Genomic DNA, 20,864 nt, shown 5'->3' with positions numbered 1-20,864 from the left:
TTGCGCGCATCATCACTGAGGCCTGGCGGAGTCAGAGGAATGCGCCGGGTGGGCCCTGATGTTCTGTCCCGCACACAGCCCGCCCGTTGACCGTGCTTTTCGCCGGCGGGTATACGGGAATCCGAGGGCGGTGGGCCAACGCGGATTCCCAATCGGGGAGAATTTTGGTTGCGCTTGCGCCGGCGCGGGACCGGCTACAGGACAGAGATGGGCTGGCATGGCTCACCTTCACGGGTTCTCGCTACCGTGACATACTCTAATGACCCAGCGTCGATGAGGATGCACCTCTCATCGATCTCGCAAGGGAATCACGTGATCTCGCTAACCGCTGCGCTCGGTATCGCCCTCATCGAATTCGGGATGGCACTCACGCCAGGGCCGAATATGGTTTACCTCGTTTCGCGCAGCATCAGCCAGGGACGGCGTGCCGGCATGGCATCTCTGGCTGGCACTGCCGTTGGATTCGTCGTCTATATGGCCATGGCCAACTTGGGACTTGCGACGGTTTTCTTGGTGGTTCCGTGGTTATTCATTGCGCTCAAGGTCCTGGGCGCCCTTTACCTGCTCTGGCTGGCCTATAGGACACTCCGTCCAAGCGGCAAATCACTCTTTGAATCAAACGAGCTGCCGCGTGACTCCGTCGGGAAACTGTTTCGCATGGGGCTCGTGACGAATTTGTTGAATCCCAAGGTGGCAATTTTGTACCTGGCTGTGATTCCGCAGTTCATTGATCCAGCCTTGGGCCACGTCGTTGCCCAGGGATTCCAGCTCGGAGCCATCCAGATCGGCGTGGGTGTTGCCGTGAATGGGGCAATCATCCTCGCCGCAGGTTCAATCGCGGCTTTCCTGCAACGCAAGCCGCAATGGATCCGCTGGCAAAAACGGGTGACAGGCTCCCTCCTGGGTGGAATCGGAGTGAAGCTCGCGTTCGACGCCCCAACCCCCGCTGTCGCCAGCTAGGAAGGTCCTTGCCGCCAGACGATGCCCGCTCAGCGTTTCTATTTGGAATGCCACCGACATGAAGGATCGAATCCACCAATTTGGCAGCTATGGCTGAATGCTCCTGTCGTGGGCGCTGTCGTACCGCGTGGCGGACGCATCGTGCATCAGGGCACCGAACATCTCGGTTATGTAGACAGCGGCACTCGCATGTTGGGCAATCAGGTCGGTGCTCCCGCCGAGTGCCACGCGCACTGGATCCATGGCTGGCGTATCGGGGTCGGCAGCGGCAGCACGCAGCAGTGCCAGGCGCTGTGGCCCGGAGGTGTATCCGAGCTCGAACAGCACCCAGTGGAACAGATGCATAAGGGCAGTGTCACGGTCGAAGCTTTCGTGCTCGGCCATGGAGGCTCTTTCCGCCGGTGTGAGGTCGAACTCGCGGTAGAGCGCAAGTCCGAAGTCAGTGAGGAGCAGCCTGCCCTCCCGTACGAGGATGTTTCCCGGATGCACATCGAAGTGCTGGAACCCTTTCGTCTTCATCCATGCCGTGGCCTCGATGATCTGATCGAGCACGTCAGCGAAGACGACCTCCCCGTCGCCGTCGTTCAGGCTCCTGCGCAGCCACGCGCCCAGCGTCTCGGGCACGTATTCCAGGAAGAGCACCATGCTCTTGGATGCGTCCTTCATCGCGGTGAGTTTGGTCTTGACTTGAGGCCAATGGATCCCCCACTGGCGTTGCGGAACATCGCCATCAAATTCACGGAGGTCTGCCTCGCACTTCAGATCAACGACCCGCCACCCGAGCAATAGCGGGAAGAAATCCGCAGCTCCTGCCTGAACCCACTCGGTGGTCACCTGGTGTGCCGCCAATTCTCGCCCGGCTCCGTGGGTAGGGCTTCCGATCCCGTAGTGGCTGACAAAGGGAAGCTGGACTCGACTGGAAGTAGTGGTTGGATCCGCCTCTTCAATGCTTGTGAGTGGGAGCTGTTTCACGAAGACGGTCGTTTCACCAACGCAGGCTGTCTTGGTTGTTCCCCCGATGCCTACGCCAACGGGCCCGGCAGCATCGATGAGCTTTCGCACGCCTTCGTCATCGAGCCCGGCGAGCACATCGGAGATACTTCGGGCTTCATTTGCACGTGCCGTCATCACTCCACTCTAAGGGCCAGCCCTTGCCGAGCTGGGCACATCGGCCCTATTCCAAATGTCCCGCAGAGCGTTGGGTACGGGACACCGTAAGCATCGGGCGGTCATGGCCAGTCGAGGTGGGATGCTGCTTCTGGGGACTTGAAAATAAACACCCTTGGGCCAGTCGTTGCCATCCGCCCATACTGTCTCGCGGATGCAGCAGACACCTTGGCGATCTTCCTTGCCGCGGTGACCGAGACTCCGGGCAGCCCGCAAGCCTGATCCTGCCCGGTCAGTGTCCCGGCAAAGATTCACCCCACGAACAGAGCCGTCTGAGCTGACACCTTCTGAAATTCTCAGCAGAGCACGTCTGACGAATCAGATAAGTGACCACGACTCCTGACATCCATGGACTCGACTTCTGAACATGACACACCCGCCCAGCTATGATGTCAGGATGGGCGAGGAGACCGCGGGTCTGGCAGAGTCAGGATGGGCCACTCAGGCGCGCGATTTCATCCCGGCAACGCATCGTGGCCTACCGATGCTGCGCCTTTACCTTCCTTTTCGAGATCCGACTGTCGATGATGGCAAAGACATTGTGCGATGGTCCAGGTACGTCGCGGTAGAAGATCATTCTGCCTCGCTGGATTGGTTTGAAGCGACCGCAGACATAGCCGAGGAACAGCCTTCCGTTCGCGGTCTTGTCTCCTGCATGGGCGAGTTGGATGAAGAAACCGCAAACGCCCTTCGTGATGCGATTGGCGTTGTCGGGCTCCAATGTCTCCGTTGGACGGGCTACGCCGAAGCACCGCACACCAGCTCGCCAAGGCGAGTGTTCGGGGAGGAATACTTCGAGGCACGCCTCGGTCCTGGCGACGTGAGGGCCGGACGAAGGGTCCCTGAGTTCGCGTGGGATGCCGAACTGCGTCTCGCATGGGGCGGTCGGCTATACCCGGACTCGTTAATCGTGGCCGCCGAGCTGCCCATCTTTCGGCAACTGATAAACGATCCCCGACTCGACACTGTGTCGGTGAGAGCTGATCGCGATGACCTGCCGCCGAGCGCGGGCGATTGACGGGTTGCCCGCTTATGGCTCCACTGGATATCGCTGTCCCGGTGAAGGTTTATTTGGGCCTCCCATTAGGTCAGGCCGAGAGCAGAGGAGACAGCGCGTTTAGCGGCAAGCAGCGGCGTATCCTGCAGCGGCGAACCCGGACAGCGTGCAGAACCGCACCCCTCGCGGAAGCCCTGCCGATCAATTTGCACTAAGTGCAAACTTGCACTTAGTGTAGTCATGTGAGCTTTTCCGCAAATACCCCCTCCCCGCATCCGGGCACACCAGCACCTGCCTCTACAGCACCGGCTTCGGCAGCACAGCCGTCCCGCCGCGAGCTGAACAAGGCCGCCACCCGCGAGGCGATCGCCTCGGCCGCCTTGGACTACCTGCGCACCGGTGACCTGAACTCGTTCACGGTCGACGACGTTGCTGCCGCCGCGGGCGTCTCCCGGCGCACCTTTTTCAACTACTTTTCCTCCGTTGAAGCGGCTGTGGCCAGCTTCACCCAGAACTACCTTGACCAGGTCATTATCGAGTTGGAAGCACGGCCGGCCGACGAGCCTGTGCTCGTGTCCGCCCAGATCGCCCTTTCTGCCGTTGGCAGCGCCCGCGACCTGGCCGTTCTGGCCGAAACCTTCGCCCTGACCCAGGACCCTCAATTGGGTCGTTTCCAGCTCCAGGCCTGGGAGGAGTGCAGCCTCAAGATCACCGAAGTTGCCAGGCAGCGTCTCCCCCCGGACACCGACGAGCTGTATCTTTATGCGCTGGTTGGTGCCGTGACCGGCAGCTGCCGTGCCGCATTCCAGGTTTGGTTCCAGACACATGGAACGACCATCACACCCGAGTCGTTGGTTGATTTGCGCGACTTCCTCGAACGCACCATCTCCCACATCCGCAACGGTTTCAACAACTAGATTTTTTCCTGCCTGCGCCCGCCCGCTCAGGCTTCTTACAGAATGGATTCATCATGGCCCTTTGGCTCTATAAACTGGGACGGTTCTCCGCCCGACGCGCATGGCTGGTGGTTGCCGCCTGGGCCGTCATTGTGGGCCTGGTGGGCGGCGCGGCAGCATTGTTCATGGGCCCCATGTCCAACAACTTCGAGATCCCCGGCACCGAAACCCAGCAGATGGCGGACAAGCTCCAGGCCGACTTGCCTGAGGCATCCGGCGGCACGGGAGCTGTGGTGTTCACCAGCACCAACGGCGAACCGTTCACGGCAACCCAGAAGAAGGACATCACGGCCGCACTGGAAACTGTGACCACGGTTCCCACTGTCAAGGGCGTCATCGACCCGTTCGTGACCACGGCGCAGAAGGAAGCGGGCGCCACCCAGCTGGCCGACGGCGCCAAGCAGTTGGCCGCCGGAGAGGAACAGGCCGCCGCGGGAGCGCCGGCGCTGGAAGCCGCAGCCAAGGAACTGGCCGCCGGGAAGACCCAGCTCGACGCCGGCCAGGCACAGATCGACACCCAAAAGGCCCAGATCGCCGGACTGCCGGCAGCTTCGCCGCAGGCCGCGGCGGCCACCGCCCAGATCGCGGCGGCGCAGCAACAGCTGGATGCCCAGAAGGCCCAGTGGCAGGCCGGCCAGGACCAGTATGAGGCAGGCAAGGCCAAGTTCGACGCCGGGCAGGCCACTTTGGCTGCGAAGAAGGCCGAGCTCGTGGCTGGCCAGCGCGCCTCCGACGCCGCTGCCGGGGTCCTCTTTGTCTCGGAAAACAACAAGGCGGCCATCGGCCAGATCCAGTTCACCGAGTCGATGAACGCTGTGACCCCGGAGAACCGCCAGCGGGTCCAGGACAAGCTGAACACCTTGGATTCCAGTGGCGTGACCGTTTCCTACAGCAAGGAAATCGTCGAGGACGTTTCCTCCTTGTTCGGTATTTCCGAAGTGGTGGGCATTGCCGTGGCAGCCGCAGTGCTGTTGATCATGTTGGGGACGTTTGTCGCCGCCGGCCTGCCCCTGCTGATGGCCATTGTGGGCGTTGGTGTCGGTGTGGGCGGCACCATGGCATTGACCACCGTCATTGAAATGTCCTCCATCTCACCCATGCTGGCCTTGATGCTGGGCCTTGCCGTGGGCATTGACTACTCGCTGTTCATCGTCAACAGGCACCGGCAGCAACTGCTGGCAGGCATGGAGATCCGCGAATCCGTTGCCAAGGCCACCGGCACCTCCGGCAACGCCGTCACCTTTGCCGGGCTGACAGTTGTCATCGCCCTCGCGGCCCTCTCAGTCACCGGGCTGCCGTTCCTTGCCATCCTTGGCCTTGCAGCCGCGGCAACTGTTGCCATCTCGGTATTGATTGCCCTGACACTGACCCCGGCCCTGCTGTCGCTGATCGGCACCAAGATCATCTCCAAAAAGGCGTGGGCCAAGAACTCCCTGGCAACCGCGAAGCACGAGGCCACCCTCGTGGGCATGAACGACGGCGAGCGGGCCGCAGCGGACGACGCCGCCGACGTTGCCCGCAGCGCCCGCGGCTGGGGCGGACTCGTCACGAAGCACCCGGTCGTTTCCCTCATCACTGCGGTCCTGGCCCTGGTCGTCATTGCCATTCCGGCCACCGGCCTGCGGCTTGCACTGCCCGACGGCGGCTCCGAACCTGTCGATTCCAGTGCCTACCAGGCGTACTCCATCACCGGAAAGAACTTCGGCGAGGGCATGAACGGACCCATCATTGTGGTTGGTTCGCTGCCCGCCGGGCTGGACGAGGCCGGCGCCACGGCGTTGAACCTGGATGTGGCCGACCAGCTGCGCGGGGTCCACAACGTCAAGGCGGCCATTCCCGTTACGCTCAGCAAGGACCTTCGCACCGCCGTGTACCAGGTCATCCCCACCGAGGGCCCGGCCAGTGAAAGCACCGTCCAGGTGATCCATGACCTGCGCTCGGAAGGCTCGGCCATCGAAGCTGAGCACCACGTGGCCATCGGCCTGACCGGCCAAACGGCCGCGAACGTCGATGTCTCTGAAAAGCTGGGAGCGGCGCTGCCCCCGTACCTGGCCATCGTCGTCGGACTTTCATTGCTGCTGCTGATCCTGGTGTTCCGCTCCATCCTGGTGCCGTTGCTGGCCACTGCGGGCTTCCTGCTTTCGCTGGTTGCTGCGTTTGGCGGCGTGGTTGCCGTGTACCAGTGGGGCTGGCTCGGCGGGATCTTCGATGTTGCGAATCCGGCGGCCGTGCTCAGTTTCCTGCCCATCATTTTGATCGGCGTGCTGTTTGGCCTGGCGATGGATTACCAGGTGTTCATTGCCTCGGGCATGCGGGAGGCTTACGCCCACGGGCAGGAGGCCAAGCAGGCGGTGCGGACCGGGTTCAAGCATGCCGCACCGGTTGTCACGGCGGCCGCGATCATCATGATCAGCGTGTTCTCCGGCTTCATCTTCTCCCACCTGACAATGGTGCGGCCGCTCGGCTTTGCGCTGGCGTTTGGCGTGCTTGTCGACGCGTTCGTTGTGCGCATGACCATCGTTCCGGCAGCCATGCACCTGCTCGGCAAGTCGGCCTGGTGGATTCCCAAGTGGCTGGACAAGATCCTGCCGGATGTCGACGTTGAAGGCGCCAAGCTGGAAACCTTGTCTACACCGGCTGATGCGGCAGCTCCGGTCAGGGAGCCGGAACCCGCCATCTAGCCGGGAATCATCGGCTGTTTCACCTGCTGTTCGGTAACACCGGGAGGCGGGCAGTGCTTCGGCATTGCCCGCCTCCCGGCGTTTAAGGTTGCTTCGGCGGGTTGCACTAGACTGGTGAGCCACGGCACACAGTTGGGCAACTGCGCCGCCAGCACCCGAGCCGAGGTTAAGGAGAAGCCATCACGCCGACACATCCGCTTCTTGACAGTCTCCCGGCGATGCGCCCTCTTGTGCGTGATTCATGGCAGCGGTCGCTGAAGGCGCTGGCAACGCCGGCCGGGCTCACGTCGAGCAGCCTCGCCCCGCCGGTCGTGTGGGAGAGCCGTGAACTGGCACAATTGCGGCGCGACCACCCCCTGGCCGCCATCATGCCTGTCATCACGAAATTGCTTGTCCAGCCCAGCCACGACACCGGCCTGCTGGTTGCCGTCGGCGACGAACACGGCCGGCTGCTGTGGGTTGAGGGCGACTCTGCTGCCCGCCGCGACGGTGAGAACATCAACTTCACCACGGGCGCCGACTGGTCTGAAGCCGTCGTGGGCACCAGCGCGCCGGGCACGGCACTGGTCCTGGGCAAGAGCGTGCAAATTGTGGGACAGGAACACTTCAACCCCGCCGTCCACTCGTGGAGTTGCACTGCGGTTCCGGTGCACGACCCCGACTCCGGCTCGGTCCTGGGCATCGTGGACATCACCGGCGGTCCCGACGCCGTTGGCGCCAACACGCTCTCCCTGGTGCAGGCCTCGGTTGCTGCCGCGGAGGCCCATCTGCACATTCAACGCCTGGAGCGCCGCGCGGACCTTCGGAGCGTTTCGGGCAAGGCCGGCCGGGTTCCGGCGGCTGCCGGCAAGCCGCTGTACCGCGACAGCCTGCAGATCCTGGGCCGCGACCAAGGCTTGCTGCATGTTGCCGGAGAAGCTGTGACGCTCAGCGAACGGCACACCGAAATCCTTGCCGTCCTGGCCCTGCATCCCGACGGCCTCAGCGCCGGGGAGCTCACCGACAAGGTCTACCCGGAGGGCACCTCGCTGACGAGCATCCGGGCCGAGATGGTGCGGCTGCGCAAGCTGTTGCTGTCCGTCGCACCCACGCTGGTCCCCGACTCCCGCCCGTACAGGCTGCCCCGCGCGCTCGTGGTTGATGCCGAGCAGGTGCGCAACTACCTTGACCGGGGTGCGCACCGCCTGGCCCTGAACATTTACCGCGGCGAGGTCATGCCCCGCTCCCTGGCCCCTGCCATTGAGGGCCTCCGCAACCGCGTGGCGGTCCAGCTCCGTGAAGCCATCCTCAACGACGCCAGCCCCGAGGTGCTGCTGGGCTACCTGCGCCTGCCGGAGGCCGCGGACGACGTCGAAGCCTGGCGCACAGCTCTGCGTCTCCTGCCGCCGCGCTCACCCAAGCGGTCCGCGGTGGTGGCCCACGTGGAGGCGCTGGAGGTCTAGTTCATGGGGTGGGAGTCGGTCTGGCTGACTGGCATTGACCAGCTAGTTGGATTTCCCGACGATGAATTCCAAGACTTGGTCTGCAGTTTTCCGGTCCACTCCGATTTCATTGGCCAGCAGTTCGACTGCTTCGTCCCTTTTCCCGGCAGACGCCAAGGCACTGACCCGCTCCGTCAATTCCGCTGAAAGTGTCGTGGAGCTTTCCGTGTAGGTGGCCCCAACGGGAACTGCCGACCCATCCGACCGGGTCGTCCCGACATGACCGGAATCGGTGGTTCCGGCAGGACCGCCGGTGCGTGTGGTTGCTGACCAAAGGGGCGTTGTGGTGACTTCCTCGAAGCTCTGCGAAACGCTCAGCTGCCCGTGGGCGTGCTCGTTCACCAGGGCGGACATGTCGCGGGCCAGGCGTTCCGCTGCTTCGCTGCCTCCGGGGATGGTGCCGGTGAGCGTGACGGAAGGTGACGCCGTCGGGCCTCCAGCATCCCCGCGGGGAGTGTCAAAGGTGGGCTGGTAGGTCGACTTGGCTGCGGCCTGGTTTCCCTTGGCCGGCCTGGTCTGACGCTTGGTTTTGCCGTCCCTTGGCCGGAGCCACTGTGCCCAGATCAGGGAAACTGCGGCCACAATGAGCAAGGCAATAACTACAAATTCCATGCCTTCATCCTAACCATGCCCGTTTGTGGGGTGGAGCGCAGGCCGGGTCACAACCTTGCGGCGTCAGGTGTAGTGGCGCTGTCCTTGATTGCCTGGTCGGCACGCCACGCCGAGTCAAGTACTCACAGGTCCATCCACGAGTTGCGGCGATGTTGCCGCGTTCTCACTCTGCAATCATCAGAGTCGGCGATAGACGCTGCTGCGGTGGGCCACTCGCAAGGCCAGAACCACGAGTTCAGTGTCTTTGATCGTGTAAACCACGCGATACTCGCCGACGCGGACTCGTTAGAGATTTGGAAATCCAACGAGAGGGCGGACACCGAGTGGACGCGGTCGGCGCTCACAATCCGAGGGCCCGGGCCGCCTCATCCGCAGGGACAGCCTTGGTGTGGCCGGCGTCGAGATCGGCCCATCGCGCCAACGCGATTCGACCGTCCTCACTGTCGATCATCGCCTCGTAGTGTTCAACGAATTCGGCTGGCACGATCGCAGCAGCGCGCTTCTGACCGCGCCCGCGCGTCACGTAGGTGATCTCACCACCGAACGCAGCTCGGTTCACGGCATCGGAAAAGTGGTTCCGCGCTTGGCTGACAGAAAGCTCGGCGTCTCTACTCATGTTCTCAGTCTGCGCCAGAAACGCCACCTTGGCCACATATCAAACGCCTGAGTCAGTGCCGCAACGGGAAACTTCCGGGAGCCAACCATCACGGGACTTAAGCAGAGGAGCATTCCGGCGCCCACCCCAGGCACCGACGCAATGACCCATTGACGCTGTAGCCCGCCGGCCCGCCCATTAACGAAAGTGTGATCCAGCTCATGCAACGTGGTTGCAACGTAGCTCCCCGTACGCTTCCAACCAAGGACGCAGATGTCCCCCACCGCAAAGGAGTTTAAACAATGGCTGTTTATGCACAACCCGGAACCGACGGTTCAAAGGTCACGTTCAAGGACCGCTACGAAAACTGGATCGGCGGAGAATGGGTCGCCCCCGTCAAGGGCGAATACTTTGAGAACATCACGCCCGTCACCGGGAAGGTTTTCTGCGAGGTGGCCCGCGGCACGGCAGAGGACATCGAGCTTGCTCTCGACGCCGCACACAAGGTGGCACCGAGCTGGGGCGCGACCTCAGCCACGGAACGCGCAGCCGTCCTGAACAAAATCGCCGACAGGATCGATGAGAACGTCGAACTGCTCGCCGTCGCCGAAACGTGGGACAACGGCAAGGCCATCCGCGAAACACTCAACGCGGACATCCCCCTCGCGGCAGACCACTTCCGCTACTTCGCCTCGGTGGTCCGGGCCCAGGAAGGCAGCCTGACCCAGATCGACGAGAACACCACGGCCTACCACTACCACGAGCCGCTCGGTGTGGTCGGACAGATCATCCCCTGGAACTTCCCCATCCTGATGGCCGTGTGGAAGCTGGCCCCGGCGCTGGCGGCGGGCAACGCCGTCGTGCTTAAACCGGCGGAACAAACACCGGCCTCCATCTTGGTCCTCATGGAACTGCTCGCCGACATTCTGCCGGCAGGCGTCATCAACATCGTGAACGGCTTCGGCGTGGAGGCAGGCAAGCCGCTCGCCTCCAGCAAGCGGATCCGCAAGATTGCCTTCACCGGCGAGACCACCACGGGCCGGCTCATCAGCCAATACGCGTCGCAGAACCTGATTCCGGTCACGCTGGAGCTCGGCGGCAAAAGCCCCAACATCTTCTTCGACGACGTCATGGACATGGACGACTCGTTCTACGACAAGGCGCTCGAGGGCTTCACCCTCTACGCCTTCAACCAGGGCGAGGTGTGCACCTGCCCGTCGCGCGCCGTCGTGCAGGCAGGCATTTACGAAAAGTTCATGGCCGACGCGATCGCCCGCACCGAGGCCATCATCCAGGGCAACCCGCTCGACACCGACACCCAGATTGGGGCGCAGGCTTCAAATGACCAGCTCGAAAAAATCCTATCCTACATGGACATCGGCAAGCAGGAAGGCGCCAAGCTGCTCACCGGCGGCGAGCGCAACATCCTCCCCGGGGATTTGGCCGGCGGCTACTACGTCAAGCCCACCATCTTCGAGGGCACCAATGACATGCGCATCTTCCAGGAGGAGATCTTCGGCCCCGTCCTCGCGGTGACGAAGTTTGACGACTACGCCGACGCCCTCCACATCGCCAACGACACCCTCTACGGCCTCGGCGCCGGCGTGTGGTCCCGCAACGGCAACGTCGCCTACCGTGCCGGCCGGGAGATCCAGGCCGGCCGCGTGTGGGTCAACAATTACCACGCCTACCCCGCGGGAGCGGCGTTTGGCGGCTACAAGTCCTCCGGCATCGGGCGCGAGAACCACGCCATGATGCTCGACCACTACCAGCAGACCAAGAACCTGCTGGTCAGCTACAGCGAGGACAAGCTCGGCTTCTTCTAACCCCCGCCGCTCCCCAGCCTCGTTCCTCGGCAGGGGCCCCTCGCGGGCGTGGGCCCAGCGTTCCCACCACCTGCCGAGCGCCAACAACTCCCCGGTTCCGGGCCGTACTCCCTTTCGGCCCGGAACCGGGATCCACCCTTTAATAAGGAGCACTTCCATGGACGCCATTCCCGATGCCTTGGACGCCGCCATCACCATCCCGGGCGAGACACAGTCCCGGGTGGCGTTATCTGCCACGGCCGTGGAACTGCTGCAAAAAATGTGGGACAGGCACGGCCCGCTGATGTTCCACCAGTCGGGCGGCTGCTGCGACGGGTCCTCGCCCATGTGCTACCCGGCGGGCGATTTCATCACCGCGGAGGCCGACATCCTGCTGGGACGCTTTGAGCTGCCAGGCTGCGGTCCGCTTGATTTTTGGATGTCCAGGGAACAATTCAACTATTGGTCGCACACCCACCTGACAGTGGATGTTGTTGACGGGCGCGGCAGCGGCTTCTCCGTCGAGTCCCCGGAAGGAAAACGGTTTTTGATCCGTTCCCGGCTGGTGGACGGGTTTGTTCCTGCTGCCGGCTAGGTCCGCCTGCGAAAACCCCAAGACTCGGGCAGGGGTGTCACTTCCGGTTACGCTTTGACTGCTGCCGCTTCTGCACAATGACAGCCACTACGGCCACAACGATGGCCCCGGCCATGGCGATTTCCATATCGCATCCTTTCCTTGATTCCAACGGTAAGCCAGCCCCCAGCATAGGCGAGACGGGCCGGCGTCGTGCTTGGCATGTAGAAGTCAGGGTTTGCGCGCCTGGATCAGGAAGCGGGTGGTGGTGGCGGAGAACTTGCCGTCGCGTTCAATGATGCCGTGCAGTTCCCGCAACTTGCCTTCGTGTGCTTCCACGGTGAAGCCCGGGACCATCCAGATGACCTTGCGCAAGAAGTAGATGACGGCGCCAATGTCGTAAAACTCGGTGCGCAACGAAGCCGTCTGCACACTGACAATTTCCAGCCCGGCATCAGTGGCTGCCGTGACGGCGTCGTCCCAGTGCCGGCTGCGGCGCACGTGCTCGGGCTGGGTCCCGCGGAAGAGTTCGACCAGTTCAAAGACGCTCGCGGGGCCCACCTGCTGCGACACATAGGTCCCGCCGGGAGCCAGCACCCGGTAAATTTCGGACCACCACGCCTTGACCGGGTGCCGGCTGGTGACCAGGTCGAAGGCGTTGTCGGCAAAGGGCAGCGGCGGTTGGTCATTGTCGGAAACCACCGCAATGCCGCGCGGGTGCAGTCGGGATGTGGCCACGGGGATATTGGGCGGCCAGGCCTCGGTGGCCACAGCCAGCGGCGGAACCACGGCCGCACCGGCGAGCACTTCTCCGCCGCCTGTCTGCAAGTCCAGCGACGCCCTGGCCGCCGACATCCTGGCGGCCATGACCCCCTGATATCCCCACGGCGGGCGCTCCTCGGTGGCCCTGCCCTCGAGCCAGGAAAAGTCCCAACCGGCCACGGACACCGAGTTTGCCTCAGCCACAAGTTCTTCAAACGATCGACGCATCGGTCCAGCCTATACAGGTGCGGGACAGCGCGGTCCCGTCACGCTCCGCCCGGGTCGTCGATGATGCCCTGAACCAGCGCGCCGTATTGCTGAATGAGCTGCTCGTCGGGCATTACATCCGGTTCCAGCAGGCCCAGCACCCGTGTGCCCGCACCCAAACCCAGGATCACACACACCACGAGCTGGGACTTTAGTTTCTCCGAAGAGTCATCGCCGATCTGCCCAGCCACCCAGCGCACGTACCTGCCGCGCAATTCAGTGCGGGCCGCCTCCTGGTCAGGGGCGTCCTGGACGAGCAACGACACCATGGACCAAGGCTCGGGCTCGCCCTCGCGGCGGCGGCGCAGGATCCTGCGGACCACGGAAAAGCCCAGCGGCTCCTCGCGCTCCTGAACCAGGTCAAAACTAGGCACTTCCGGGGCTGCCGCCGCATAGAGCTTGGCCTTGCTGCCCATCACCTTCATGACCATTGCAGGGGAATATCCGGCCAGCGCGGCAACATCCTTGACGGTCACGGCCGTATAGCCGCGCTCGCCAAAGAGTTTGCGGGCTGCGTCAATGACGGCCTCACGGGTGCTGGGCCGGGCCATCAGACAAGCACCGGCGCGGGAGTGTCGGCCGTTTCACCGCGGTGCGGGAGCACGATGTCGATGACAGCCGACCGTGCCGAAAGGACCAGGGGCAGGGATTCGGCACTGCGCCCCTCCGGATCGAGGCCGGTCAGGATGTAGCGCCCCACAGCAGGGAGCGGCACCTCGTACCGGCCGTCGCTGCCGCTGAAGGTCGACATGACAAACTCCCCTGTCGTTTTGGTCAAAGTCACGAGGGCGCCGTCCATGGCGTGGGCGCCATCACCGACCTTACCCGAGAGCGTCAGCCGCTGGGTGAGCCGGATGTCGTGTGTGCTGGCAGCTTCAGCGAATTCCAGGACCTGGGATGTGGGCGACCAGCCGTCGGCGCTGGACACCAGCAGGTATCTGCCCGAATCAGGCAGGATCAGGGAGTAGCGCCCGTCATTGTCGGCCCGGCTCCAGTCCGCAGGCTCCCCGTTGATGTGCAGGGCGTTGACCACGGCCTGCCGAATCGGTTTCCGTCCGGTGCCGGCAACGGTGCCGCTGACCACGATCTCGCCTTCGGTGCCTTTGATGTGCTCAGCATACTCAGCGCTGTGTCTGCCTCGCGTGCCGTGTGCGCCCGCTGCCACGGCTTCGGTGGCCGGCGCGGCGGTGGCTGGCGCGGAGGTGGCTGGGACAGGTGTGGCTGGCACAGATTGGGTGGCTGGGGCACCGACCCGGGGTCCGGCGCTGCCAACTTCCTTGCGTCCGGGAACATACACACCGCTGACGCTGCCGGCAGTAGTCCCGGGGGCCGTCTGGATGCGCGGGATGAACACGGCAATCCCGATGGAGAGCAGGGCCGCGATGGCCGCAACCCAGAAGACCGTTTGGAAGGCGTCCTCCGTGGGCAGCGCAATACCTCCGACATGGACCACCTTGGAGGTCAGGACGACGGCGACAACCGCTGACATGGTCGAGGTGCCCACGGCCCGCAACAGTGAGTTCAGCCCATTTGCCGACGCGGTCTCGGTGATCGGCACCGACCGCATGATCAGCGTCGGCATCGCCGCATAGGCAATCGCAGTGCCGACACTGACCAGCGTCGCACCCAGGATCACCATCCACACCTCACCGGTGAGGAAGACACGCGCCACATAGGCCACGGCCAGGATCAACGAACCGGCGATCAAGGTCATCTTGGCGCCGTACCGCTTGGTGATCCCTGCGGAAATCGGCGCAAAAGCCACCATGGCGAGCCCGGAGGGCACCATGCACAGCCCGGCAATCACAATGCTGAGCCCAAAGCCATAGCCGCCAACGTTGGGCAGTTGCAGCTGCTGGGTGGTGCTGAGCATGTTGGCATACATGGAGAAGCCCACCAGGATGGAGGCGATGTTGGTCAGCAGCACCGGCCTGCGGGCCGAGGTGCGCAGGTCCACCATCGGCTGGCTGACCCGAAGCTCCCAGGGGAACCACACGGCAAGGAACACCACCGTCCCGATGAACAGCAGGATCACCGGTTCGCTGGTCCAACCCCACTCGCCGCCCTTGGAAATGGCGAGCAACAACGCTGTCAGTGCCGCTGTCAGCAACACTGCACCCACGCCGTCGAACTTTCCCTTGGTGCGCAGCGCGGATTCCGGCACAACCAGCAGCACGCCAATGATCAGCAGCACCCCAATCCCGGCGGAAATCCAGAAGATCGCCTGCCAACCCAAGTGTTCGTAAATGACCCCGGCCATCGGCAGTCCCAACGCGCTGCCGATGCCCAGTGTGGCACTCATCAGGGCCACGGCGGAGGCAACTTTTTCGCGCGGCAGTTCATCGCGCATGATGCTGATGCCCACCGGAATCAGCGACACGGCCAGGCCCTGGAACGCGCGGCCCACGAGCAGCGTGACGAGGTTTCCGCCCGCCGCGGCGATGAGCGAACCAATCACCATCGCGACCATCGCGACCACCATCATCCGGCGTTTGCCGAACATGTCCGCGAGCCGGGAAATGATCGGCGTCGCGACGGCGCCGGTCAGCAGCGTCACGGTCACCAGCCAGGAGGTGTTGCCGGCGGAGGTGTTGAGGATCTGCGGGAAGTCCGGCAGCAGCGGCACCACCATGGTTTGCTGCAGCGACACCACGGTTCCGGCCAGGCAGAGGATGGCTATGACCAGCGACGTCCGCTTGGGTTTACTGGCGCTCTGGGTGGCTTGGTGGACACGGGATTGCAACGACACTGGCTTCTCTCTGCACGCAAAAATCAAAGGGTGAACGCTCATTCACCTCATCTAGTGAACCACCGTTCACCATCTCGCGTCAAGGCTGCCTGCGCCTCTGGCGGCAGAAGAGAGCAAGGCCACTTAGGCTTGAACCATGACCCCATCCTTGATCCTGGCCTCCGCCTCCCCCGCCCGCACCAAGCTCTTGGCCGATGCGGGGATCGCCCACACAGTCCAGGTGTCCGACGTCGACGAGGACGCCGCCACCGCCGCGGCCGGCCCAGTAACCCCGAGTGAAACGGCGCTGCTGCTGGCCCGGGCGAAGGCCGAATCCGTCGCCGCGTCCATCCCGTCCGGATCGCTGGCCATTGGCTGCGACTCAGTCTTCGAGCTGGACGGCGTTCCCTACGGCAAACCGTGGGAGCCCGCTGTGGCACGGGAACGCTGGCGGCTGATGCGCGGCCGGTCCGGCGTGCTGCACACCGGCCACTGGCTTGTTTCCGCCAATTCCACGGCCGACGGCGGCTCTCCCGTCGGGTACGGCGAAGTTACCAGCGCCGTGGTCACCTTTGAGGACGTGTCCGACGCCGAGATCGACGCCTATGTGGCCACGGGGGAACCGCTGCAGGTGGCCGGCGCGTTCACGATTGACGGACTTGCCGGCGCATTCATCACGGGCGTCGAGGGTGACCCCCACACGGTGGTGGGACTGTCCATTTCGACGCTGCGCCGGCTTTTGGCCAAGCACGGAGTGGCAATCACCGACTTGTGGGCGTAGTCCGACCGAATTGTGGGCGCAGTCAGGGTCATCGCCTCCCCGGGCCTTCAATTTCAAGCGTCATTCCGATACCGGCAATCGTCCGCCAAACCGACGCCTCCATGCATCCACCGCAAAACCGACGCCTCCAAACCTCATAGTCAAAGAAAGTACTTGACGGCATGGAAAGTAGTTTCGTATAGTTGAGTCATCAAACAGCATGACCCAACCGAAAGGCGCACCATGAGCCAGCACGGCACCTCCCCCTCCGCAGAAGAAGCCCGCGAGCTCCTCGCCCGGGCCGAAGGCATCGGCACCACAGCCACCAATGCCGCCGGCTGGCCCACAGCCATGGTCTTCAACTCCCTGGCCATCATCGGCTCCATGATGATGATCGGATTTCACATCGTTGCGCACACGGGTTACGGCGCACAGCTGATGGCCATGAGCGTCGCCGCCTGGGCGATGATCACGGCCCTCACCTGGACGTTCATGATGCGTACGACCAAAACGGGCTTCTCCAAGCGGTTCGCCACATCGCTCATCGCCTACTTTGTGCTGTACGGCGCGGCCATCACCACAGGTGCCCTGGCCTTCCCCAACGGCAGTCTGGAGTTCTACATCAGCGCAGCCGTCGTTCTGGCAGCCGTTGGCGTGGCCGCCGCCTTCAGGGAGTTGCGCGCATGAGCAAACAGCCAGCCCCGGAAGAACAGCCAGCCCCGCAGGAACAGCACCCCCGCCATGAACTCAGCGAAGTACTGCACCAGCCCGTCCGGTTTTCCATCGCCGCAGCCCTGGCCAAAACGGAAACCATGGATTTCAAGGACCTGCGCAACACCATCCAGGTGAGCGATTCGGTGCTCAGCAAGCAGCTCTCAACCCTTGAAAAGGCCGGATTCGTTGAGATCAAGAAGGCCTTTGTTGGCAAGTTCCCGCGCACCTCGGTGAGGCTGACCGCCGTCGGACATCAGGCATGGGAACACCACATGGCAACCCTGCGCCTCATCGCCGGCGGGTAGCACCGGCGAATATTGTAGGAACCCCACAAAGTAATCGTCGTGCACACGCATAAACGCCATGATGTGTGAGGAAAATCCACATATTCACGCTAGGCTCTCTTGAGAATAGAAGGAGTCCGTCAGTGAGCATTTCACCATCTGCCCCGGCACAAAAGCTGAGCAAAGTCCTGATCGCCAACCGCGGCGAAATTGCCGTCCGCATCATCCGGGCCGCCCGCGATGAAGGCATCGCCTCCGTGGCCGTATACGCCGAGCCGGACCGCGAAGCCCTCCACGTGCGCATGGCCGATGAAGCCTTCGCCCTGGGCGGCGCCACGGCAGCGGACTCCTACCTCGTCATGGAAAAAATCATCGACGCCGCACGCCGGTCAGGCGCCGATTCGGTGCACCCCGGCTACGGCTTCCTGGCCGAAAACGCCGAATTTGCGCAGCTGGTCATCGACGCCAGATTGATCTGGATCGGCCCGTCCCCCGCGGCCATCGCCGCATTGGGCGACAAGGTCCAGGCACGGCACATCGCCGAAAAGGTTGGTGCCCCGCTCGTTCCCGGCACCAAGAACCCGGTGGAATCCACCGAGGAAGTCCTCGCCTTTGCCGACGAATTCGGCCTCCCGCTGGCCATCAAGGCAGCCTACGGCGGCGGCGGCCGCGGCATCAAGGTGGTCCGCACCCGCGAGGAAATCCCCGAACTGTACGAGTCCGCAGTCCGTGAAGCCGTCGCTGCTTTTGGCCGCGGAGAGTGCTTCGTGGAGCGCTTCCTCGACGCTCCCCGCCACGTGGAAACCCAGTGCCTGGCCGACGCGGCCGGCAACGTCGTCGTCGTGTCAACAAGGGACTGCTCCCTGCAGCGCCGCAACCAGAAACTGGTCGAGGAAGCCCCCGCCCCGTTCCTGAGCGCGGACCAGAACGCCCGGCTCTACGAAGCCTCCAAGGCCATCATGAAGGAAGCGAACTACGTTGGCGCCGGCACTTGCGAATTCCTCGTGGGCACCGACGGCACCATCTCCTTCCTCGAGGTGAACACGCGCCTGCAGGTGGAGCACACCATCTCCGAGGAAGTGACGGGCATTGACCTGGTCCGCGAGCAGTTCCGGATCGCCCGCGGCGAGGAACTCGGCTACGGCGACCCCGAGGTCCGCGGCCACTCCTTCGAGTTCCGCATCAACGGCGAGGATCCGGGCCGTGGCTTCATGCCAGCACCCGGCACCGTCACCACGCTGACCCTGCCCACCGGCCCCGGCGTCCGCGTCGACTCCGGCATCACGGCGGGCGAGGTCATCGGCGGAAACTTCGATTCCATGCTGGCCAAGCTCATCGTCACCGGCGCCACCCGCGAGCAGGCGCTCCAGCGCTCCAGCCGTGCACTGGAAGAAATGCAGATCGGCGGTCTGCCCACCGTCCTGCCGTTCCACCGCGCCGTCGTCGTCGACCCCGCCTTCGCCCCCACCGGCGGCAAACCCTTCAGCACCCACACCCGCTGGATCGAGACCGAGTTCAACAACACCATCCCGGCCTTCGACCTCGCCGGGGTTTCCGGTTCCATGGACGACGCCGGAACGCGCCAGAGCGTGACCGTCGAGGTGGGCGGCAAACGGCTTGAGGTGACGCTGCCGTCGTCGTTCTCGGTTGGCAATGGCTCAGCCAACGGCGGCGCAAAGAAGGCCAAGAAGGCCGGGCGCAACCGCAGCACAGGAACGGCCGCCGCCAACGGCAACGCGCTGACCTCCCCCATGCAGGGCACCATCGTCAAGGTGGCCGTGGCCGACGGCGATGTGGTGTCAGAGGGTGATTTGATCGTGGTGCTTGAGGCCATGAAGATGGAACAGCCGCTCACGGCCCACCGCGCAGGCACCGTCGCGGGCCTGAGCGCGGCAGCCGGCGACACCGTCTCCGCGGGTGCCGTGCTGGCCACCATCGAAGACTGACCGGCCCGCCCCTGCATGGGTCTACCGCCTGATTAAACAACTGTGTCGCAGTTGTTGGATGAAAAATCGCTCGAAAGCGCTTTCCACGTCCAACAACTGCGACACAGTTCCTTAAGGGGTCAGCTGACGTTGGAGGTGTATTCCAGGTCGCGGGTTTCCTTCATGATGACCAGGGCGATCAAGGTCAGCACCGCCATGGCTGAGAGGTAGACGCCGACCAGCACCGGGCTGCCGTTGGCGGACTGCCAGAGGGCCACGGCGATGAACGGGGCAACAGCGGCACCCAGGATGCTGGACATGTTGTAGCTGATGGCGGATCCGGTGTAGCGGACGTTGGTCGGGAACAGTTCAGGCAGCAACGCGCCCATGGGGCCAAACGTCAGTCCCATCAAGCTGAAGCCCAGGATGAGCAGCGTCATGACGCCGGCCAGACCGGCACCAAACAACGGCACGAACGTCAGGCCGAACACGATGATGCCTCCGGTCACCCACAGCAGCGTCTTGCGTCGGCCGTACTTTTCGGCCAGCGGCCCGGAGACCAGCGTGAAGATGCCGAAGAACACGACGCCGATGATGAGCATGATCAGGAATTCGTTGCGGGTGTAGCCCAGGCCTGGAACCCATTCCGCGATGGCATCGGCGGTCATTGGCTTCCCTCCGGCTTCCGCCTTGGCCTTGGCGGACTCCAGGGACGATGCCGCGGTGCCGTAGGACAGCGTGAACGTCGTCATCAAGTAGAACAACACGTACGTGGCGAGCATGACGAAGGTGCCAAGAATCAAGGGGCGCCAGCTGGTCTTGAACACGCGGCCGACCGGCAGCTTGGACACTTCACCCTGGTCCACAACCTTCTGGAACGCGGGGGTTTCAACCAGCTTCAGGCGAACGTACAGGCCCACCATCACCATGACGGCGCTGAGCAGGAACGGGATGCGCCAGCCCCAGGCCTGGAACTGTTGGGTTGACAGGCCAAAGCTCATGGCCAGGAAGATGCCGTTGGCCAGGATGAACCCGATGGGGGCACCCAGCTGCGGGAAGGTTCCCCAGATGGCCCGCTTGCCGTCGGGAGCATTTTCGGTGGCCAGCAGCGCGGCGCCGCTCCACTCCCCACCCAGGGCGAGACCCTGCAGGAACCGCATGACAACCAGCAGCGCCGGGGCCCAAAACACCCAGCCGGGCACAAGCGCCGTCGGCAGGCAGCCGATCAGGAACGTGGCAATGCCCATGGTCAGCAGGGACGCCACCAGTGTTCCCTTGCGGCCCACCTTGTCACCAAAGTGGCCAAACACGATCGAACCCAGCGGGCGGGCAACAAATGCCACACCGAAGATCGCGAATGAGCTCAGCAGCGCGGTGGCGGCGTCGGCGTTCGGGAAGAACAATGCCGGGAAGACCAGGACGGCCGCGGTTGCGTAAACATAAAAATCGTAAAACTCGATGGTGGTGCCAATGAGGCTGGCGACAATGACGCGGCCCTTGGTGTTGGCTTTGGCTGCCGGCTCCACTTTTTGGGAGGTGCTCATGGGGTGGCTTTCTCTTGGGGCCCTGCCGCTCTTTGTCGAACGGTCCGCGTGT

18 protein-coding genes and 1 pseudogene are annotated in these 20,864 nt (G+C 63.6%); 11 read left to right on the top strand and 8 right to left on the bottom strand.

Annotated elements, in window-relative coordinates; all coding sequences use genetic code 11:
• Positions 1-312 precede the first annotated feature (312 nt).
• Entirely contained in the window at positions 313-960 is a 648-nt protein-coding gene (locus tag ACT3TS_RS11395; protein ID WP_444531627.1) for a LysE family translocator, read from the top strand.
• A gap of 87 nt (positions 961-1,047) precedes the next feature.
• On the opposite strand, the gene ACT3TS_RS11390 is transcribed toward ACT3TS_RS11395, so the two are convergent.
• Positions 1,048-2,088, bottom strand: a complete 1,041-nt coding sequence (locus tag ACT3TS_RS11390) for a protein kinase domain-containing protein (RefSeq protein ID WP_444531626.1) — start codon at positions 2,086-2,088, stop codon at positions 1,048-1,050.
• A 436-nt stretch (positions 2,089-2,524) separates the two neighbouring features.
• Here ACT3TS_RS11390 and ACT3TS_RS11385 point away from each other — a divergent pair, with 436 nt between their 5' ends.
• The 4 genes from ACT3TS_RS11385 (at position 2,525) to ACT3TS_RS11370 (ending at position 8,203) form a co-directional block, all read left to right on the top strand.
• Positions 2,525-3,145: a hypothetical protein gene (locus tag ACT3TS_RS11385; RefSeq protein ID WP_444531625.1), complete on the top strand. Its 621-nt coding sequence runs from the start codon at positions 2,525-2,527 to the stop codon at positions 3,143-3,145.
• Positions 3,146-3,366: 221 nt separating this feature from the next.
• Positions 3,367-4,041 carry a TetR/AcrR family transcriptional regulator gene (locus ACT3TS_RS11380; protein ID WP_444531624.1) on the top strand — a complete coding sequence of 225 codons (675 nt, stop codon included), beginning with the start codon at positions 3,367-3,369 and terminating at the stop codon, positions 4,039-4,041.
• A 53-nt stretch (positions 4,042-4,094) separates the two neighbouring features.
• A complete protein-coding gene (locus ACT3TS_RS11375; RefSeq protein WP_444531623.1) occupies positions 4,095-6,761 on the top strand; it encodes an MMPL family transporter in 2,667 nt (888 codons plus the stop codon).
• Positions 6,762-6,979: 218 nt separating this feature from the next.
• Positions 6,980-8,203 carry a transcriptional regulator gene (locus ACT3TS_RS11370; protein WP_444531622.1) on the top strand — a complete coding sequence of 408 codons (1,224 nt, stop codon included), beginning with the start codon at positions 6,980-6,982 and terminating at the stop codon, positions 8,201-8,203.
• Between the two features lie 42 nt (positions 8,204-8,245).
• Here the strand turns inward: ACT3TS_RS11370 and ACT3TS_RS11365 are convergent, their stop codons facing one another.
• The 3 genes and pseudogenes from ACT3TS_RS11365 to ACT3TS_RS11355 form a co-directional block, all read right to left on the bottom strand.
• The gene (locus ACT3TS_RS11365; protein WP_444531621.1) at positions 8,246-8,854 is read right to left on the bottom strand and encodes a hypothetical protein; all 609 of its coding nucleotides are present in this window, start codon (positions 8,852-8,854) and stop codon (positions 8,246-8,248) included.
• Positions 8,855-9,031: 177 nt separating this feature from the next.
• A pseudogene (locus ACT3TS_RS11360) lies at positions 9,032-9,127 on the bottom strand (type II toxin-antitoxin system RelE family toxin); the annotation flags it as partial.
• Between the two features lie 67 nt (positions 9,128-9,194).
• Positions 9,195-9,470 carry a hypothetical protein gene (locus ACT3TS_RS11355; protein ID WP_444531620.1) on the bottom strand — a complete coding sequence of 92 codons (276 nt, stop codon included), beginning with the start codon at positions 9,468-9,470 and terminating at the stop codon, positions 9,195-9,197.
• 281 nt (positions 9,471-9,751) lie between these two features.
• Between ACT3TS_RS11355 and exaC the strand changes: the two genes are divergently transcribed.
• Positions 9,752-11,275: an acetaldehyde dehydrogenase ExaC gene (gene exaC / locus ACT3TS_RS11350; protein WP_444531619.1), complete on the top strand. Its 1,524-nt coding sequence runs from the start codon at positions 9,752-9,754 to the stop codon at positions 11,273-11,275.
• 157 nt (positions 11,276-11,432) lie between these two features.
• The gene (locus ACT3TS_RS11345) at positions 11,433-11,849 is read left to right on the top strand and encodes a DUF779 domain-containing protein (protein ID WP_444531618.1); all 417 of its coding nucleotides are present in this window, start codon (positions 11,433-11,435) and stop codon (positions 11,847-11,849) included.
• Positions 11,850-12,059: 210 nt separating this feature from the next.
• On the opposite strand, the gene ACT3TS_RS11340 is transcribed toward ACT3TS_RS11345, so the two are convergent.
• Genes ACT3TS_RS11340 through ACT3TS_RS11330 form a run of 3 tightly spaced genes read right to left on the bottom strand, consistent with a single transcriptional unit; the run spans position 12,060 to position 15,606 of the window.
• On the bottom strand, positions 12,060-12,818 hold the full coding sequence (locus tag ACT3TS_RS11340) for a methyltransferase domain-containing protein (RefSeq protein WP_444531617.1): 759 nt from the start codon (positions 12,816-12,818) through the stop codon (positions 12,060-12,062).
• 38 nt (positions 12,819-12,856) lie between these two features.
• Positions 12,857-13,408, bottom strand: coding sequence for a TetR/AcrR family transcriptional regulator (locus ACT3TS_RS11335; protein WP_444531616.1), 552 nt, complete (start codon positions 13,406-13,408; stop codon positions 12,857-12,859).
• Positions 13,408-15,606, bottom strand: coding sequence for an MFS transporter (locus ACT3TS_RS11330; RefSeq protein ID WP_444531615.1), 2,199 nt, complete (start codon positions 15,604-15,606; stop codon positions 13,408-13,410). Before ACT3TS_RS11330 ends, ACT3TS_RS11335 begins: the two co-directional genes overlap by 1 nt.
• 136 nt (positions 15,607-15,742) lie before the next feature.
• Between ACT3TS_RS11330 and ACT3TS_RS11325 the strand changes: the two genes are divergently transcribed.
• From ACT3TS_RS11325 to ACT3TS_RS11310, 4 genes are all read left to right on the top strand, one after another.
• Entirely contained in the window at positions 15,743-16,366 is a 624-nt protein-coding gene (locus tag ACT3TS_RS11325) for a Maf family protein (protein ID WP_444531614.1), read from the top strand.
• A gap of 222 nt (positions 16,367-16,588) precedes the next feature.
• On the top strand, positions 16,589-17,032 hold the full coding sequence (locus tag ACT3TS_RS11320) for a hypothetical protein (protein ID WP_444531613.1): 444 nt from the start codon (positions 16,589-16,591) through the stop codon (positions 17,030-17,032).
• A complete protein-coding gene (locus ACT3TS_RS11315; RefSeq protein WP_444531612.1) occupies positions 17,029-17,364 on the top strand; it encodes a winged helix-turn-helix domain-containing protein in 336 nt (111 codons plus the stop codon). Before ACT3TS_RS11320 ends, ACT3TS_RS11315 begins: the two co-directional genes overlap by 4 nt.
• Before the next feature lie 122 nt (positions 17,365-17,486).
• On the top strand, positions 17,487-19,289 hold the full coding sequence (locus ACT3TS_RS11310; RefSeq protein WP_444531611.1) for an acetyl/propionyl/methylcrotonyl-CoA carboxylase subunit alpha: 1,803 nt from the start codon (positions 17,487-17,489) through the stop codon (positions 19,287-19,289).
• Between the two features lie 119 nt (positions 19,290-19,408).
• On the opposite strand, the gene ACT3TS_RS11305 is transcribed toward ACT3TS_RS11310, so the two are convergent.
• Positions 19,409-20,812, bottom strand: coding sequence for an MFS transporter (locus tag ACT3TS_RS11305; protein ID WP_444531610.1), 1,404 nt, complete (start codon positions 20,810-20,812; stop codon positions 19,409-19,411).
• Positions 20,813-20,864: the final 52 nt, after the last annotated feature.

The organism is Specibacter sp. AOP5-B1-6, from assembly GCF_052376555.1.
GTDB lineage: Bacteria > Actinomycetota > Actinomycetes > Actinomycetales > Micrococcaceae > Specibacter.
This window is presented reverse-complemented; position numbering and strand designations above follow the sequence as displayed.

Bases quoted from the DNA above. Each gene is read 5' to 3' on its own strand.
- ACT3TS_RS11305 (WP_444531610.1), bottom strand. From the start codon at position 20,812: ATGAGCACCTCCCAAAAAGTGGAGCCGGCAGCCAAAGCCAACACCAAG.
- ACT3TS_RS11345 (WP_444531618.1), top strand. From the start codon at position 11,433: ATGGACGCCATTCCCGATGCCTTGGACGCCGCCATCACCATCCCGGGC.
- ACT3TS_RS11340 (WP_444531617.1), bottom strand. From the start codon at position 12,818: ATGCGTCGATCGTTTGAAGAACTTGTGGCTGAGGCAAACTCGGTGTCC.
- exaC (WP_444531619.1), top strand. From the start codon at position 9,752: ATGGCTGTTTATGCACAACCCGGAACCGACGGTTCAAAGGTCACGTTC.
- ACT3TS_RS11325 (WP_444531614.1), top strand. From the start codon at position 15,743: ATGACCCCATCCTTGATCCTGGCCTCCGCCTCCCCCGCCCGCACCAAG.
- ACT3TS_RS11320 (WP_444531613.1), top strand. From the start codon at position 16,589: ATGAGCCAGCACGGCACCTCCCCCTCCGCAGAAGAAGCCCGCGAGCTC.
- ACT3TS_RS11375 (WP_444531623.1), top strand. From the start codon at position 4,095: ATGGCCCTTTGGCTCTATAAACTGGGACGGTTCTCCGCCCGACGCGCA.
- ACT3TS_RS11335 (WP_444531616.1), bottom strand. From the start codon at position 13,408: ATGGCCCGGCCCAGCACCCGTGAGGCCGTCATTGACGCAGCCCGCAAA.
- ACT3TS_RS11370 (WP_444531622.1), top strand. From the start codon at position 6,980: ATGCGCCCTCTTGTGCGTGATTCATGGCAGCGGTCGCTGAAGGCGCTG.
- ACT3TS_RS11390 (WP_444531626.1), bottom strand. From the start codon at position 2,088: ATGACGGCACGTGCAAATGAAGCCCGAAGTATCTCCGATGTGCTCGCC.
- ACT3TS_RS11365 (WP_444531621.1), bottom strand. From the start codon at position 8,854: ATGGAATTTGTAGTTATTGCCTTGCTCATTGTGGCCGCAGTTTCCCTG.
- ACT3TS_RS11315 (WP_444531612.1), top strand. From the start codon at position 17,029: ATGAGCAAACAGCCAGCCCCGGAAGAACAGCCAGCCCCGCAGGAACAG.
- ACT3TS_RS11385 (WP_444531625.1), top strand. From the start codon at position 2,525: ATGGGCGAGGAGACCGCGGGTCTGGCAGAGTCAGGATGGGCCACTCAG.
- ACT3TS_RS11355 (WP_444531620.1), bottom strand. From the start codon at position 9,470: ATGAGTAGAGACGCCGAGCTTTCTGTCAGCCAAGCGCGGAACCACTTT.